The organism is Nostoc sp. (assembly GCF_041747015.1).
Classification (GTDB): Bacteria; Cyanobacteriota; Cyanobacteriia; order Cyanobacteriales; family Nostocaceae; genus Nostoc.
In genome coordinates, this window is sequence record NZ_JBGTFY010000034.1 from 1 (window position 1) to 14573 (window position 14573).

13 protein-coding genes and 1 pseudogene are annotated in these 14573 nt (G+C 43.1%); 8 read left to right on the forward strand and 6 right to left on the reverse strand.

The genetic code is table 11. The features are described from left to right. Nucleotides 1-611 (reverse strand): SDR family oxidoreductase (locus ACEW80_RS02895; RefSeq protein WP_373525154.1); only part of this gene is annotated, 611 nt, incomplete at its 3' end. A gap of 178 nt (nt 612-789) precedes the next feature. Here ACEW80_RS02895 and ACEW80_RS02900 point away from each other — a divergent pair. Continuing rightward, on the forward strand, nt 790-1428 hold the full coding sequence (locus ACEW80_RS02900) for a DUF1997 domain-containing protein (RefSeq protein WP_373525155.1): 639 nt from the start codon (nt 790-792) through the stop codon (nt 1426-1428). A gap of 90 nt (nt 1429-1518) precedes the next feature. Here the strand turns inward: ACEW80_RS02900 and ACEW80_RS02905 are convergent, their stop codons facing one another. Next, nucleotides 1519-1989: a DUF4079 domain-containing protein gene (locus ACEW80_RS02905; RefSeq protein ID WP_373525156.1), complete on the reverse strand. Its 471-nt coding sequence runs from the start codon at nt 1987-1989 to the stop codon at nt 1519-1521. A 185-nt stretch (nt 1990-2174) separates the two neighbouring features. On the opposite strand from ACEW80_RS02905, the gene ACEW80_RS02910 reads away from it, so the two are divergent. Further along, nucleotides 2175-3455, forward strand: coding sequence for an ankyrin repeat domain-containing protein (locus ACEW80_RS02910; RefSeq protein ID WP_373525157.1), 1281 nt, complete (start codon nt 2175-2177; stop codon nt 3453-3455). Between the two features lie 62 nt (nt 3456-3517). On the opposite strand, the gene ACEW80_RS02915 is transcribed toward ACEW80_RS02910, so the two are convergent. From ACEW80_RS02915 to ACEW80_RS02925, 3 genes and pseudogenes are all read right to left on the reverse strand, one after another. Continuing rightward, nucleotides 3518-4201 carry a Crp/Fnr family transcriptional regulator gene (locus ACEW80_RS02915; RefSeq protein WP_373525158.1) on the reverse strand — a complete coding sequence of 228 codons (684 nt, stop codon included), beginning with the start codon at nt 4199-4201 and terminating at the stop codon, nt 3518-3520. 1299 nt (nt 4202-5500) lie between these two features. Continuing rightward, nucleotides 5501-5761 (reverse strand): annotated as a pseudogene (locus ACEW80_RS02920) (pilus assembly protein PilB); the annotation flags it as partial. Nucleotides 5762-6379: 618 nt separating this feature from the next. Then, nucleotides 6380-7567, reverse strand: coding sequence for a HetZ-related protein 2 (locus tag ACEW80_RS02925; protein ID WP_373525159.1), 1188 nt, complete (start codon nt 7565-7567; stop codon nt 6380-6382). 640 nt (nt 7568-8207) lie between these two features. Between ACEW80_RS02925 and ACEW80_RS02930 the strand changes: the two genes are divergently transcribed. Next, nucleotides 8208-8687, forward strand: a complete 480-nt coding sequence (locus tag ACEW80_RS02930; RefSeq protein ID WP_373525160.1) for a YbjN domain-containing protein — start codon at nt 8208-8210, stop codon at nt 8685-8687. A 151-nt stretch (nt 8688-8838) separates the two neighbouring features. Continuing rightward, nucleotides 8839-9507 (forward strand): biotin/lipoate A/B protein ligase family protein, encoded by a 669-nt coding sequence (locus ACEW80_RS02935; protein WP_373525165.1) that lies wholly within the window; start codon nt 8839-8841, stop codon nt 9505-9507. Here ACEW80_RS02935 and ACEW80_RS02940 read toward each other — a convergent pair. Beyond that, nucleotides 9498-10112, reverse strand: coding sequence for an HD domain-containing protein (locus ACEW80_RS02940; RefSeq protein WP_373525161.1), 615 nt, complete (start codon nt 10110-10112; stop codon nt 9498-9500). The two genes, ACEW80_RS02935 and ACEW80_RS02940, sit on opposite strands and share 10 nt — an antisense overlap. A 630-nt stretch (nt 10113-10742) precedes the next feature. Between ACEW80_RS02940 and ACEW80_RS02945 the strand changes: the two genes are divergently transcribed. From ACEW80_RS02945 to ACEW80_RS02960, 4 genes are all read left to right on the forward strand, one after another. Then, on the forward strand, nt 10743-11273 hold the full coding sequence (locus ACEW80_RS02945) for a YdcF family protein (protein ID WP_373525166.1): 531 nt from the start codon (nt 10743-10745) through the stop codon (nt 11271-11273). 162 nt (nt 11274-11435) lie between these two features. Then, nucleotides 11436-12599, forward strand: a complete 1164-nt coding sequence (locus tag ACEW80_RS02950; RefSeq protein ID WP_373525162.1) for a GuaB3 family IMP dehydrogenase-related protein — start codon at nt 11436-11438, stop codon at nt 12597-12599. Nucleotides 12600-12921: 322 nt separating this feature from the next. Then, on the forward strand, nt 12922-13245 hold the full coding sequence (gene trxA / locus ACEW80_RS02955) for a thioredoxin (protein ID WP_373525163.1): 324 nt from the start codon (nt 12922-12924) through the stop codon (nt 13243-13245). 342 nt (nt 13246-13587) lie between these two features. Then, nucleotides 13588-14400, forward strand: a complete 813-nt coding sequence (locus tag ACEW80_RS02960) for a carbon-nitrogen hydrolase family protein (protein ID WP_373525164.1) — start codon at nt 13588-13590, stop codon at nt 14398-14400. Nucleotides 14401-14573: the final 173 nt, after the last annotated feature.

Below are 14573 nucleotides of genomic sequence, written 5' to 3' on the forward strand. Positions count from 1 at the left end.
GATTTGGCTACAATCTCGACAATTTTATTGCGTGCGGCTGGTTCAAACAGGGCTTCGACGCCAACTTGGGCAACTTTTTGTCTGGGGATGCTACCGTCAAACAGTGTATCAGCGCTCTGCATGACGATGGGGTCGGGATTATCTTCATTTTTCAACCCACCAGGTCGCACAATCGTATAGGTAAGACCACTTTTCTGGATGTACTCTTCAGCTTGTTTTTTCCACACCAAAATCAGCCAAAACAAGTTAAGTGGATGGAATAATCGGGAAGTACACAAAGAGGAAACGAAGACAAAATGCTCAATTCCCTTTGCCTTGGCAGCATCTACTAAATTTTTAGTGCCTTCAAAATCCACCTTATAGGGGCTAGTGGGGTCAAAGCTAGGTTTAGCCCCAGTAGCAACCAACAAAACTGTGCTATCTCCCAACGCAGCAGTCAGACTTTCTGGTTGTAACACGTCGCCTACCACCAATTCGGCTTCAGGAGACAGAATACCCCTAGCTTTCTCTATATCTCGCACCAAGGCTCGGACAGGAACATTCCGCGCTATCAACTCTTGCACAATCCGGCGACCTGTTTCACCGGTTGCCCCTGCTACAAATGCTTTCATAAGAAATGTTATCCTGGTAAGCTGTTGTGTGTTTATTCAGTTCTTTATTTTAGTAATTCTATGGAGTTGATGGGAGATTAATGAGGTTTTGGTAAAAATGCAATACTAGTACGAAATGAGTCAAGCATTTGGGGAATTATTAATATAGATGAACAAAAAATTATACAGTAATGCATTTATGCTTTCAACAAACAACGAATACAAATCCTGGGAAATAACAGAAGCAGTTTTACCTGTAGTGTCCAGCCAACAAGAAGCCGAGGACACTTTAACAGAAGCAAATGTAGCGACACTCACAAAATTTTCCGGTCGTTATCAAGATTGTATGGAAATGCCTGCCCCAGTAGAGAAGGTTGCTGAGTATTTCAATTCTCACGCTTCATGGTTTTCTCGTTGCGCCGAGCCGATGAAAGTGCAACCATTGGGGGAAAATGGCTATGCTTTAGTAATTGGTCGTTTTGGTGCTTTTGGTTATGAAGTAGAACCGAAAATTGGTTTGGAATTGTTGCCCCCAGAGCAGAGTATTTACTGCATCCGTACAATCCCTATTCCTGACTACCAACCGCCTGGTTATGACGTAGACTATCGGGCATCATTAAGGTTAATAGAAAATGGTGTTTCCACTGGTATTGGTGAGGTTACGAGAGTTGAATGGGAATTGGATTTAGTAGTTTATTTGCACTTTCCCAGGTTTATCCAGCGATTACCCAAGTCTATAATTCAATCTACAGGCGATCGCTTACTTAACCAAATTGTCCGTCAAATCGCCCAACGTCTAACTCGCAAGGTTCAGGAAGATTTTCAGAAATCTTTGTAAATCCCCTTTCCTGCTAATTCTAAGCAAAAGCGGTGATTCAAGAGGAGCCAACGCCTACACGACTGGCTCCTTTTGATTCTTGGTTAATGCCTATGCTTTAGTAAGAATTTTTTGAACAATTTGCACCCCACTAACAGCCTGCCAAGCAAAAAGTCCCAAAAGCGTGAAATTTAGCAAAATGTGAGTTGCACGCGCCCAATTTGCCCCTTTCTGCATATAAGGGGATAAAGCAGCAGAAAATGCAATCAAACCGACCATACCCAGTCCTGCCAGTAGGTGAGGCCCGACAAATAACTTGCCATTATTGATGTAAGTGACAGCCATACCCCCGATCGCACCTGTCACTAGCAAAGCTAAGAGTATAGACCCAATTTGGTAGTGTCTGACGTTATATCTACCTTTAATCAGTTCTTTCTTTTCTTCCCCCTGAGCATTTCTGGTACGCTGTACTTGCAGCCCCAAGTAGGCAGCATAAATTGACAGCACTAATAGCGCCCACATGATCACTGGATGAAAGAAGTTCAGCCAATATTTAATTGATGGAGTAAGTTCCAGACTCATCGTGTTCTCGCCCAATTATTAAGTCTTCACAAAAATTAGCATAATTCTATTTTCTGTGCTTAAAGTTGCACAAATTAAAAGACGATAAAGAAGATTTTGCTTCGCCCTCTTGCCAAAGTGGATAAACAATCTCAGACTAAATTTTGAGGATAGTCGAATAAAACGCCCTGTGTGGGATTTCATCCATGACTGAAAACAACGATACTTTGCTGCTGAAAGCTGCTAAAAGTGGTGATATCAAACGGCTGTGTGCGCTACTGGCTGCTGGTGCGAAGGTGGACCTGTGCGATCGCCAAGGCACAACGCCCTTAATGTTTGCAGCTAATTTAGGCTACACTGAAATTGTGCGATCGCTCCTAGATGCTGGGGCAAATATCAACTTGCCCAGAAAACTTTATGGTTTGACGGCTTTGATGTTGGCAGCTAGTGCTAAACAGCTTGATATTGTGCAGCTTTTAGTGTCCAGAGGTGCTGATGTAAATGCTGTTAATGAAGATGGCAGCACAGCTTTGATGGCAGCAGTACTCAAAGGTCATGTAGATATAGTACGAGTCTTATTGGCTGCTGATGCGAAGGTGAATATCGCCGATAAAGATGATGATACTGCTTTAAAATTGGCAGTCAAACATGGGCACATAGAAATTCTAGAAGCAATTATCCAAGCTGGTGTCGATGTCAACATCTCAGATGAGGCGGGTGAGACACCCTTAATCTTAGCGGCAGACTTGGGATATCTGGAAGTTGTGAAAACACTGCTGGCAGCAGGAGCTGATGTGAAGGCGAAAAACATCGGTGGAACTGCGCTTTTGGCTGCTGCTGCTGCTGACCACAGTGCGATCGTATCTGCTTTACTGGAGCGAGGCGCTGAGATTAATTTCCAAGACCAAGATGGTGAAACTGCCCTGCATCTTGCCGTTGTCGAAGGCTACATTGATGTCGTGCAAGTGTTACTTAACCGGGGTGCGGATGTGCAAATTAGGAACCACCTGGGCGATACACCAATACTTGTAGCAGCATTGCAGGGACACAGCCAAATTGTCGAGGCACTGCTGCATTCTGGGGGAGATATGACTGAGAAAAACCTCGGTGAAGTACCTTTGACGTTGGCTGCATCACAGGGACATACCCCAACAGTGAAACTATTGTTAGATTATGGTGCTGATGTTAACACTCCAGGCGATGATGGCAAAACTGCTTTGATCAAAGCAACCGAACGCAACCACACAAAAATAATCCAATTGCTGCTGGCAAAGGGGGCAGAGGTGAATTTTCAAGACTCAGCGAAGGCAACAGCATTGATGTGGGCTGCCTCATCAGGTTATGGTGAGATTGTGCAGCTATTACTCCAAGCTGGGGCAGATGTGAATTTGAAAAACCGGGGCGGTTATACTGCTTTAATGATTGCAGAATTTAATGGTTATAAAGATGTGGTGCGGAGTCTCTTACAAGCTGGGGCAGAGGAATAGTCATACTATTATTGATCATCTTGATGCTTAAAGAGCTTTTGTGGTTCAAGAGGATAAAGCAATCATACTTTGCCAGCCAAGTTCATTAACTGTTTGAAGTTTATAAGATAAATGATGTTGTTGGCACTATCAATGTTGATCCACCCTTTTTCATCTAGCTTTTGCATGATTTTGGTGGTTTCTTCGACACCGATTTCTGTTACCTCTGCTAAATCTTTAAAGGGAATATTAAAAATTTCTTTTCCCAGGTTAGATTCCTGACCATAGCTTTCGCCTAAAGTTACTAAGGTATGGGCGAGTTTGACCGCTGGTGGTGAAGACCGCATTTGTAAGCGGATGTTAATTTGCCGTAATCGTCGCACCATCAGTTGCAACATCCGGTGATGTAACTGCGGGTCTTTAAACAATATTTGAATAAAACGCTCTCTGGAGATGCTCAGTAATTTCACGGGTGAAAGGGCAATGACATCGGTTGAGCGTGGAGATTCATCCAAAATTGCCATTTCTCCAAAAAAATCGCCACGGCCAAAAATTGCCAGAGCTACCGGATCTTCCCCGACGGTACGCCGGACTTTCACCCAACCAGAAACTACGAAGTAAACGGCGTTACCCCAGGCATCTTCCATCACAACGGCTCGTCCAGATGGATATTCATGTTCAATTGCAACGTTGAGTAGCCATTCCAAAGTTTGTGGATTGGCTGTACTCATCAAGGGGAAAAGTTCACCAAAAACCTCTGTTAGCATGAAATATTTGCAAAAAATGGATTCAAGAGCGGGAAATTAACTTTGCTACTATATAGCGGTTCTCAGTTGAGTGAGGTACAAGAACCCCACCCCCAACCCCCTCCTCGCTTGCGGGGAGGGGGCTATGATGTACCTCATGTGATTAGGAAACGCTATAAGTTTGTTTAAACCGTAATCTTACTCAGAATACGATGACAAAATGTGTATTTATTTGAAATGAACCTCTAAAGTTGATTGTTCTAGAGTTCCATTACAAGATAACAATTGTGTATGCGATCGAAATCAGCGGTTTCACTGACAGAACTATGATTTTCTGTTTGTTGGTGGATTGCTATCCAGTGCTAATATTTTGATTTGTTGGTCTAAATTTTTCAATAGTTGATTCAGGACAACCAAAGCCTCTAATTTCTGAGAGTCAAGGCTGGGATTCATTAAAAGCCGTTGTTGGATCTCATGCAGCTTGAAGCTTAGTTGCTGAGAAATTCCTAAAGCATCGCGGCTTATACGCATCAACTGTTGTTGTTGATAGAACTTTAATGCTGTTCCCCGCAACACTTGGAGTGTTGCCTCTTCGCCGTAGATTCCCGGCATGACTCGCAAGCGTAATAACAAGCGATCTTTTTGATGTACATATTCCTTCTCTACCTGTTTTGGTTCTGCAACCGTAGTCAGAGGCAGGGAAGCAAACCGCTTTAATTCATTCAGTACTCCTTGGAAAACCGAGAGCGGCAGTTTTTCTAATACAGACTGTAAGATTCCATTGTCACTCCACAGTATCCTGCCTTCGTAAGCTTGTCTTTCTAAGTACAGCCGACCAATTCCTCCAGCCAGGATTCGCCCTAGTAATTCTTCTAGTAATTTCTTGGGTGGTAGTGTTGGCAGCACCTCAATAGGACTAAATAGTTCGGGAACTTGCGTAGGCAAAATAGGTAAATTATCTCGTAGTAATGCTTCGGAAGTCTCTCCCTCTTGATCTTTGAAGATAGAGGTTAAGAACGTCGTAGTTTGAGGCGATTTATCTAGCTCTGGCATCGGAGGCAAGTCTACTCGCTGCCCAGAATGTTGACGCTTTTGTGTCTGAAACACCGTTAATATTGGTTGCTGACTTAATTCAGAGTCGGCATCTATAAAGGGAATAGGTTTGTCAGCAATGGTAGTTGCGCTATTTTTTTGGTTCAAGTCCGCTGTTGGCTGATCCTCTTGTTTAGTATCTAGTTGAGATGTATTTTTATGGTTGAGGTAGGCTGAGAGTACTCGGCGGTGAGCGTCGGCTGCGATCGCCTCAATCACCATTGTGCAGTTAATATAAGACAAAATGCGACCAACATAATCTAATGCCTCACTGTCTTGGGGATGAACCATACCTAGCGAGAGGTTGTTATCTTCTAATCCAAAGGGCAAAATCTGGTGGTAGAGACAGGCTTCAAAGGATAAAAGACTATCAATCATCTGGAATATTTGCTGGCGAACGTCTCCTTGCTCCCACCTAAGTTGATTGGCGGTTAGCATTTGCTGTCCACTTGCTGCGGTATCATTTAGTTCATCCTTTCGAGACAACATAGATTTGATTGCTTGGTGTTCGATTATATAATATTTTGCCTATAAATTAGTAAGTAGTTAGGACTTACGCACTGTACAAACAAATCATCTTGTGTAGTAACACAAATAGGTCATTTTAGCCTTTTACAAACCATCCTTTACTAGTTGCATAGGCGTAGCCCAACCCAGGCATCGCAAAAAGGTAGTTGAAAAATCTAGATAAAAGGCTTAAAAAGCATATCTGTCATTTAGGCTTTTCTGTCAATGCGTAAGTCCTAGTAGTTAATAAAGATGCTTGGTTGGATTATTAAAAATCCAATTATTTATATAAATATATGTAAGTATAAAGATGAATTTTAGATTGTGAATTAGTGATAATACTGAGTTTTAAGGAGGATTTCAAAGAGAGAAGTCTAAGCGCCAGCTTCCGGCGATAGTGCAGCTAAACCGTGTCCATGTACCCCTACGGGGAAGTAAGCTACGCGCAGCATCTTAGAGAGTGTCTGGCTACGCTATCCCTTTCGCGCAGCGTCTCCGTCAAAAGAAGGCTACAAAATTTCGGAGGGAGAAGAAGACAATTTTCTCTGTTGTCTCCCTTGTCACCCACCGCCCGAATTGATTGACTAGATACCTCACAGCCTACTCTTGGGTTCTTAAAGCTTGAGCAGCAAGATAAACTTTTGTCCATTCGCCCAGCACTTGATGGGTTTTGAGTTTTAAATGTTGGGCTGTTGCTTCTATTGAGTTACCCGCTCTCCGCAAATCTAGGATTTGCCGCCCCAGAGGAGTCAATTTTTCATAAAGTTGCTGCCATTGATTTTGTGTTAATCCCAAGTTATGTTCTTGCAAGGAAATTGAAAGCCAACTGTCTACTAGCTCTGGTTTACCTTTGAGGGCAAAGACGCGCACGGCGTGGTAACTAATTTTTTCTCTCAGTCGGTATATTTCTTTAATCTGCTTATTTAATCTGTAGGCGATCTCTTCTTGAGACTTACCTTGTAAATACAGTCGTAGCCACTTTACTGCCTCTGTCCCCAGATTTTGTTGTAAATAATTTTCAAATTCTTTTTGAACTGAGTGACGCAGCGCCTGTTGTTCTTCGAGTTGTTGTGCTTCTTGATATTCGGCGATCGCTTGACTATCCACTAAATTAACTTTATTGTCACTGTCATTTGTGAGAATTTCTTCTGACACTAGTCTAATCAAGTCACGGCCTGGCACTTGGGTTAAGCCACCACGTTGAGTGTGACGCAAATAATTCACAAACCGATAAGCTAAGAGCGGTTGATTGCGTACTGGCCGCAGACAATATTCTTCTACACTGGCAAATAGGAGAGCATCCCCTAATCGTCTATCGGTTGTATATTTTACAATATCAGCCATTTGTTGTTGCATATAGGTGTCACTTTGCAGTAATTCTTGAAGTACTTCTTGCAACACATCCATCACACTGCGCTGGCGATCGCGGCTCAGAGCAACCCAAGTCTGAATTTTATTCCGTAATGTTACTAAACTCCCCAATCGGGTAAGTAGGTGACGATAAGCACGTTCTCGCCCTAGCCCCAAGTAGCGTTGACGTAAAATCCTCCAGCGATATTCCATTGCTTGCTTGGCGATATCCAATTCCTTAGGGTTAAATAGATCAAACCGTTTTGAGTCAGATCCAAATAGCCAAAGAATAATACTTTGCCTAGCAACTTCACTTTGCTCTGGACATTCGGCAGCCAAGCGCTTTCGCCAATCTAGAGCTAGTTTTTCTACATCCTTTGTCATAGCGAGATTGCGCTCCTCGAAACTCAATTTTGAAGTTTGCATCACAACCTCCATTCGTCCCACCTAATTGTTTAACTGGCAACTTCCCCGAATTTCATGAGTCTCATGAAAACATCTAAGTGATTCCACTTTTATTACGTCTTAATTCACTAAAATTATGCAGAAATTTCGACATTGATGTTTTACTGACAATTTCAAAATGCCCCAAACCTATCTCTATGAGGCATTTACGCCGATTTTATAAAGTTAAATTTTTTGTAAAGTTATATTTTTTAACTGAGAACATAAATCTGCCTAGAATAATGAAGATACACCTTTGTTACAGATAGTTTGCGAAAATCTGATATTTCGTAGCCGAGCCGAAGAACGAATCTAATTTAACCCAACATTAGACGTTATTTTATCCGTATAAGTTTCAACCTTCTACAACTACTTACGTAGTAAAATACTTAGTTAAATTTAAATACGCTTGGTGTTGTGATATTTGCCCCCGGAATATCCTTTAACCCATGCCAGTCGCTTATAAGTAATTAATTTAGAAGTTTAGGTAACAATTATTACTAAATTACTTGCATTCACTTGATCTGGTATGACTGATAACCAGACTATCACCTAAGAAAGCTCAAATTAACTGCGTCCACAAGTTATAAAGTATGTGTAGATAAGACAGTGAGTGTGTTGAGAAAAAATCTATATGGCAAGCTACCAAGAAACCCTAACTAGTGACGAATCCATAAATGAGCTAATCGCCGAGACGACAAGCATTAATCATGTGGAGGTAATTGAAAATGTCATCGATTCTTTAGAACAAGATGACAGTGCAATGGTTAGCCACACTCCAGAGGGTAGTCATCTCTGGAAATTTAAGTATGGAAGTGTGGAAGTATTTGTAAAACTCAACGGGACAACCGATGAAGATACCATAACGGTTTGGTCTACGGTGCTAGATTTACCTGCCAAAGATGAACCCAGGTTGCTGCGATATTTGTTGGAGTTGAACTGCTCTAGCACTTTTGAAGCGCGTTTTGGTATTATTGAAAACCGGGTGGTTGTGATATCAACACGCACCTTAGCGGAGTTGTCTCCTGGCGAAGTATCTCGGCTAATTACCATCGTGGCAACGATCGCTGATAATAATGATGAAGCTTTACAGGCTGAATTTGGTGCGACTTGACTAATCACTTCGCTTCAGTTAGGAGTCATGAGCTCTCAGTTGTATAAACTTTTTAATTCAAAACTCCTAACTTCTAACTCCCAACTCCTAACTCTTGAATTCTAAAGTGTGGCGACTAATTCCTTTGCTAGAGGCGGCTGGAAATGTGCAGATGGCGATTGACCGCTGGTTACTAGAACAGCACCAGTCTGGAAAGCATCCGCCAACTCTCCGCTTTTATATTTGGTCGCCACCTGCGATTTCTCTTGGTTATCATCAACGCCAATACCCTGAATATTGGCAATATCTGACTTGGCAAGGTGAAAAGTTGGAGCTAGTGCGGCGTCCTACCGGTGGACGAGCAGTGCTACACCAAGGTGATTTAACTTACGCTGTAGTCACATCTGGACTGACAGGTAATCGCCTCCAGGTGTACGAAAAAATTTGTGAGTTTTTGATTCAAGGGTGGCGATCGCTTGGCGTAGAATTGCGGTACGGTACAGAAGGACGAGGCTACATCCATAACCCTAACTGTTTTGGCACTGCTACCAGTGCAGATTTAGTTTTGCCAGATGGCGCTAAACTGATTGGTAGCGCTCAATTGCGACGTAGTGGGACAATCTTGCAACATGGTTCTATGCGTTTGCAACCCGATGCTGAACTGTTCGCTCAGGTATTTGGTACAGAATCTTTTACCAACCTGGAACTCCATCAAAGTTTGAGTGTGGAAAATATTATTACAGCTTTAGTTGCCGCAGCTATTCATTGTTTTGATATGCAGATAGAAGTACAACCCCTCTCACCATCCGAGTGGAAAGCAATTTTGGCGTATCAGCTTTGAATCTTGAGGGCAGAAGTCTCTTCCAAATACCCTGCTGTCACACAATCATCAATCAGTTGCAGGACAAAAGGCCAGAGTTCCGGCGCACCTGTTTCTACAGGCGCTACTCGTTTCATCACCTGATTTCGCCTAATGCCATGAATGCGCCAACTTCCGCCCTGAGTTTGCTGATTATGCAGCAAGGGTTGTATACGGTCTAGGGCTGCGGCAAACTTGGCGGTGGGTGTTTCTCCTGCTTCAAACTCATCCCAGAGTAAACGCAACTCGCTACCTTGATTTGGTGGCAAAAGTCCGAATAAGCGTAACGCTGCTTGGGCTTCTCGTTCTGCCTTACTGTGATTACCCTGCACATCGTAACAGAAGGTATCACCTGCATCAATTTCTACCAAGTCGTGAATTAGTAGCATTTTGATGGCATGGAATATATCAACATTCTCCGGGGCATATTCTGCTAATATAATTGCCATAATTGCCAAATGCCAAGAGTGTTCTGCACTATTTTCCTGGCGTGACCCATCAGTGAGTAGGGTTTGGCGCATCACCTGTTTCAATCGATCAATTTCGATGATGAACTGAATTTGTTGAGTCAGCCGATTAATTTGCACCTGAATTTCTGATCGTGGGTGGGGTTGGCTGGATATTTAACTGTAGGTGATTATCTCAATAACTCCAGCGAATCAGCAAAGACTTTTTTTGCATACCAATTAAAAAGCGTCTGGGAGTGTTGCCGTGTTTCCACCCCAAACGCTTCTTATTCTTAACTTGCTCCTCACACACAACTAAAGAGTATCACTACTTTTATAAAAGGGCAAGTATCTTGAGTGACACTTTCAAAACTGTACCGCCAATTTAATTTCTGATACCACTTTACTGAATTCCTGCTACAAATACGTTGGTAAGCTTCTTTAGGAGACGCTAGGCGGACAAAGCGATTAGTACGCATTGTCAGCACAACCAGCAAGCAGTGTACCGCAATGTCAAGAGTGGCTGGAATCCTTTGATGGATTGTCTGATATAGGTTAGGATAATCCATCAATTAAAGTAAAAACTTCCGGCGCGTTTAATTGCGCCATAACGCGAAAATCACCCCAATTTCTATTCGGGCATATTTGTTGGGAGTTTGCTAATCTACTATAAATTGTTATTTTTTCTAATCAGAGAAAATTTTAGACTGAGTAAATTTAAGTTATCGAGCCTTGAATAAGCTACTCTTTACAGGTAAAACTTTTCGCTTAATGGCTTTTGTCCTACCGCTAATTGTGTGGTGGGGATACAAAGAAGTACAAAACCAATTTGTGCAGCCGCAAGCAGTTGTAGTGTTAGGTGGTTCAACAAGACGTTTAGAGCGAGAAAAGTTTACGGCAGAATTTGTCCGCCAGCATCCAAATATACCAATTTGGATTAGTGGGGGTAGTCCACCGAGATTCACTCAACAAGTGTTTACCAAAGCTGGTGTTGATCCCAAACGTTTACACTTGGACTATGAAGCAGTAGATACAGTTACTAATTTTACTACTGTGGTGGATGATTTGCAAGCTCGTGGCATTAAGAGCATTTATTTAATTACTTCAGACTTCCATATGCGCCGGGCTTGTGTCATCGGCGAAATTATTTTGGGTAGTCGGGGTATTTATTTAAAACCAGTGCCAGTTCCTTCAAAAAACCCCCCTGAATCTATCAAAAAATCTATTCGTGATGGAGCTAGAGCCATATTCTGGTTAGCAACTGGTTATACAGGTGTGAATGCAGCTAAAACTAAACAGTAAATTAACTAATTTTGGATTTTGGATTTTGGATTTTGCATCCACCAAAATTTTTAGCAGCAGCTTAGATTGCTCGAAGTAGCCTAGTGTAGTTAGGGGAAAAACGCCCCAATTTCCTCCACAATTTGATACCCTAGCTTAAACAGATTTGAGAAAAATTAAAGCGTGGAAATTCAACTTGGGCGGGGAAAAACAGCTCGCAGAGCTTACGGAATAGATGAAATTGCTCTAGTCCCCGGTAACAGAACACTAGACCCCAGTTTGGCAGATACTAAGTGGCATATTGGCAATATTGAGCGAGAAATCCCAATAATTGCGAGTGCAATGGATGGCGTAGTTGATGTTCGCATGGCTGTACGTTTGTCACAATTAGGAGCATTAGGTGTCCTCAACTTAGAGGGTATTCAAACTCGCTATGCTGACCCAGAGCCAATATTAGATCAGATTGCCTCTGTAGGGAAAGATGAATTTGTTGCCTTGATGCAAGAACTCTATGCCGAACCAATCAAGCCGGAATTAATTGAACAACGTATTCAGGAAATTAAACAACAAGGTGGGATTGCGGCGGTGAGCATGACTCCAGCCGGTGCAAGTAAATACGGTGAGGCGGTTGCGAAAGCTGGAGCAGATTTATTTTTTGTCCAAGCTACGGTGGTTTCTACTGCATACCTGTCACCAGAGTCGATACTACCACTTGATTTAGCAGAATTTTGCCGCTCAATGCCCATCCCCGTGGTGTTGGGGAATTGCGTGACTTACGAAGTCACTTTGAATTTGTTGAAAGCTGGGGCGGCTGGGGTACTGGTGGGAATTGGGCCTGGTGCCGCTTGTACGTCTCGTGGGGTGTTGGGTGTGGGTGTGCCACAGGCGACTGCGATCGCTGATTGTGCAGCGGCACGAGATGATTACTATAAGGAAACTGGTAACTATATCCCCATTATTGCTGATGGCGGTTTAATCACCGGTGGCGACATTTGTAAGTGCATCGCCTGCGGTGCCGATGGTGTGATGATTGGTTCGCCCTTTGCCAAAGCTGCCGAAGCCCCAGGACGAGGTTATCATTGGGGTATGGCGACTCCTAGCCCAGTTTTGCCTCGTGGCACCCGGATTCGGGTTGCCACCACTGGCAGCCTAGAGCAAATACTCGTTGGGCCAGCAGGATTAGATGATGGCACTCACAATCTTTTAGGAGCCTTAAAGACCAGTATGGGCACCTTGGGAGCCAAAAATATCAAAGAAATGCAGCAAGTGGAAGTTGTGATTGCGCCTTCTTTATTAACTGAGGGTAAAGTTTACCAAAAAGCTCAACAATTAGGTATGGGGAAATAAGAGGAATAGGGGATAGGGGATAGGGAATAGGCAAGAAATAATAATTAATACCCACTCCCCAATTCTTGAATAAATTTTCCAGCCCCCTAAACAATTACTGGAAAAATTCTATATGTCGCCTACAATAGAGATAGCGGAGACGAATGTTTCCGTTCACTCCTCACACCACACTCCGCCCGGACTACTGTTCGGGCGGTTCCTTATGTATATGAATAAAATAAGAGAGCTTCTTTGTAAATGTATATCCTCTACTCCCAAGCTGAGGTTTTTGCTATGGTAGAATCTTCACCAAGCTCAGATATTATTGGCAAAGGTTTTAGGCATGTCAACAGCCACACAAGTTACCGATTCTAGTTTCAAGCAAGAAGTACTCGACAGCGAGGTACCCGTTTTAGTTGACTTTTGGGCACCCTGGTGTGGACCATGCCGTATGGTAGCTCCTGTTGTCGATGAAATCTCCGAACAGTTCAAAGGTCAAATAAAGGTTGTAAAAGTCAACACGGATGAAAATCCTAATGTTGCTAGTCAGTACGGCATCCGTAGCATTCCCACATTAATGATTTTTAAGGGTGGACAAAAAGTGGATATGGTAGTCGGCGCTGTGCCTAAAACTACATTAGCTTCCACTCTTGAAAAGTATCTTTAAAACTCAATCGGGAACAAAATCCTCTTGAGTTATCCATGTTGTTCTAGGTTTAAGTTAATTTTTATAAACAAGTTTGAGGGGCGCTAATTTCTCGTCGCTCAGACTTGTTTACATTTATATACAGTTTAACAAGCAAGAATTCAGGAGGAGCCAGTGCGGTCTTGGGGTTTCCCCCGCCGCAGGATGCGCGAAGCGCTGTAGTGGAGCAACTGGCGTTCAGGAGCCAGAATAGGCTAAACCTTAGCTATCCGCTAACAGAATTGAATTCTGTGCGATAGTTACTGAGCAGCGATATATTTTGATAATCTGTTGCCCATAAATAAACTGTTCGTTGTTGAATCTATGAAGTCTTATTTAGCCGCCGCTATTCAATTAACCAGTGTCCCCGATATACATAAAAATCTGGCACAGGCAGAAGAGTTAATAGATTTGGCTGTGCGTCAAGGTGCCCAATTAGTGGGTTTACCAGAAAACTTTTCCTATATGGGAGAAGAAAAAGACAAACTCGCGCAAGCGGATGCGATCGCTCTTGAAAGTGAAAAGTTTCTCAAAACAATGGCTCAACGCTTTCAAATTACCATTTTGGGCGGCAGCTTTCCAGTTCCGGTAGACAATACAGGCAAAGTTTATAATACGACTCTACTCATCGACCCAAATGGTGAAGAACTTGCCCGTTACTACAAAGTACACCTATTTGATGTTGATGTCCCCGACGGCAATACCTATCGAGAATCGAGTACTGTCGTGGCTGGTACACAACTACCCCCTGTCTATTGCTCAGAAAAACTTGGTAATTTAGGACTTTCTATTTGTTATGATGTCCGCTTCCCGGAACTGTACCGTCATCTGGCAGAGAAGGGAGCTGATGTGATGTTTATTCCCGCCGCTTTTACCGCCTTTACTGGCAAAGACCACTGGCAAGTACTATTACAAGCCAGAGCCATCGAAAATACCGCCTACGTCATTGCTCCCGCCCAAACAGGCAATAATTACGCCCGCCGTCTAACTCACGGACACGCCGTTATTATCGACCCTTGGGGTGTAATTTTAGCCGATGCTGGAGAAAAGCCGGGAATTGCGATCGCCCAAATCAACACCACTAGGCTCGAACAAGTCCGCCGTCAAATGCCTTCCCTACAGCACCGAGTATTTTAAGCGTTGGCGACAAGGCGACAGGGAGAATAAGTAGGGCTTGCTGAACAAAAGTGAAACATAGTCTAGGTAAGGGTTTTGAGCATTTTTTCACCAAGCAAGTGCAAGACTATAGCATCCAGAGGTTCAAAAACCTTGCACTTTCGTCGGCGAGCGCCGGGCAAATTGGGAAACTA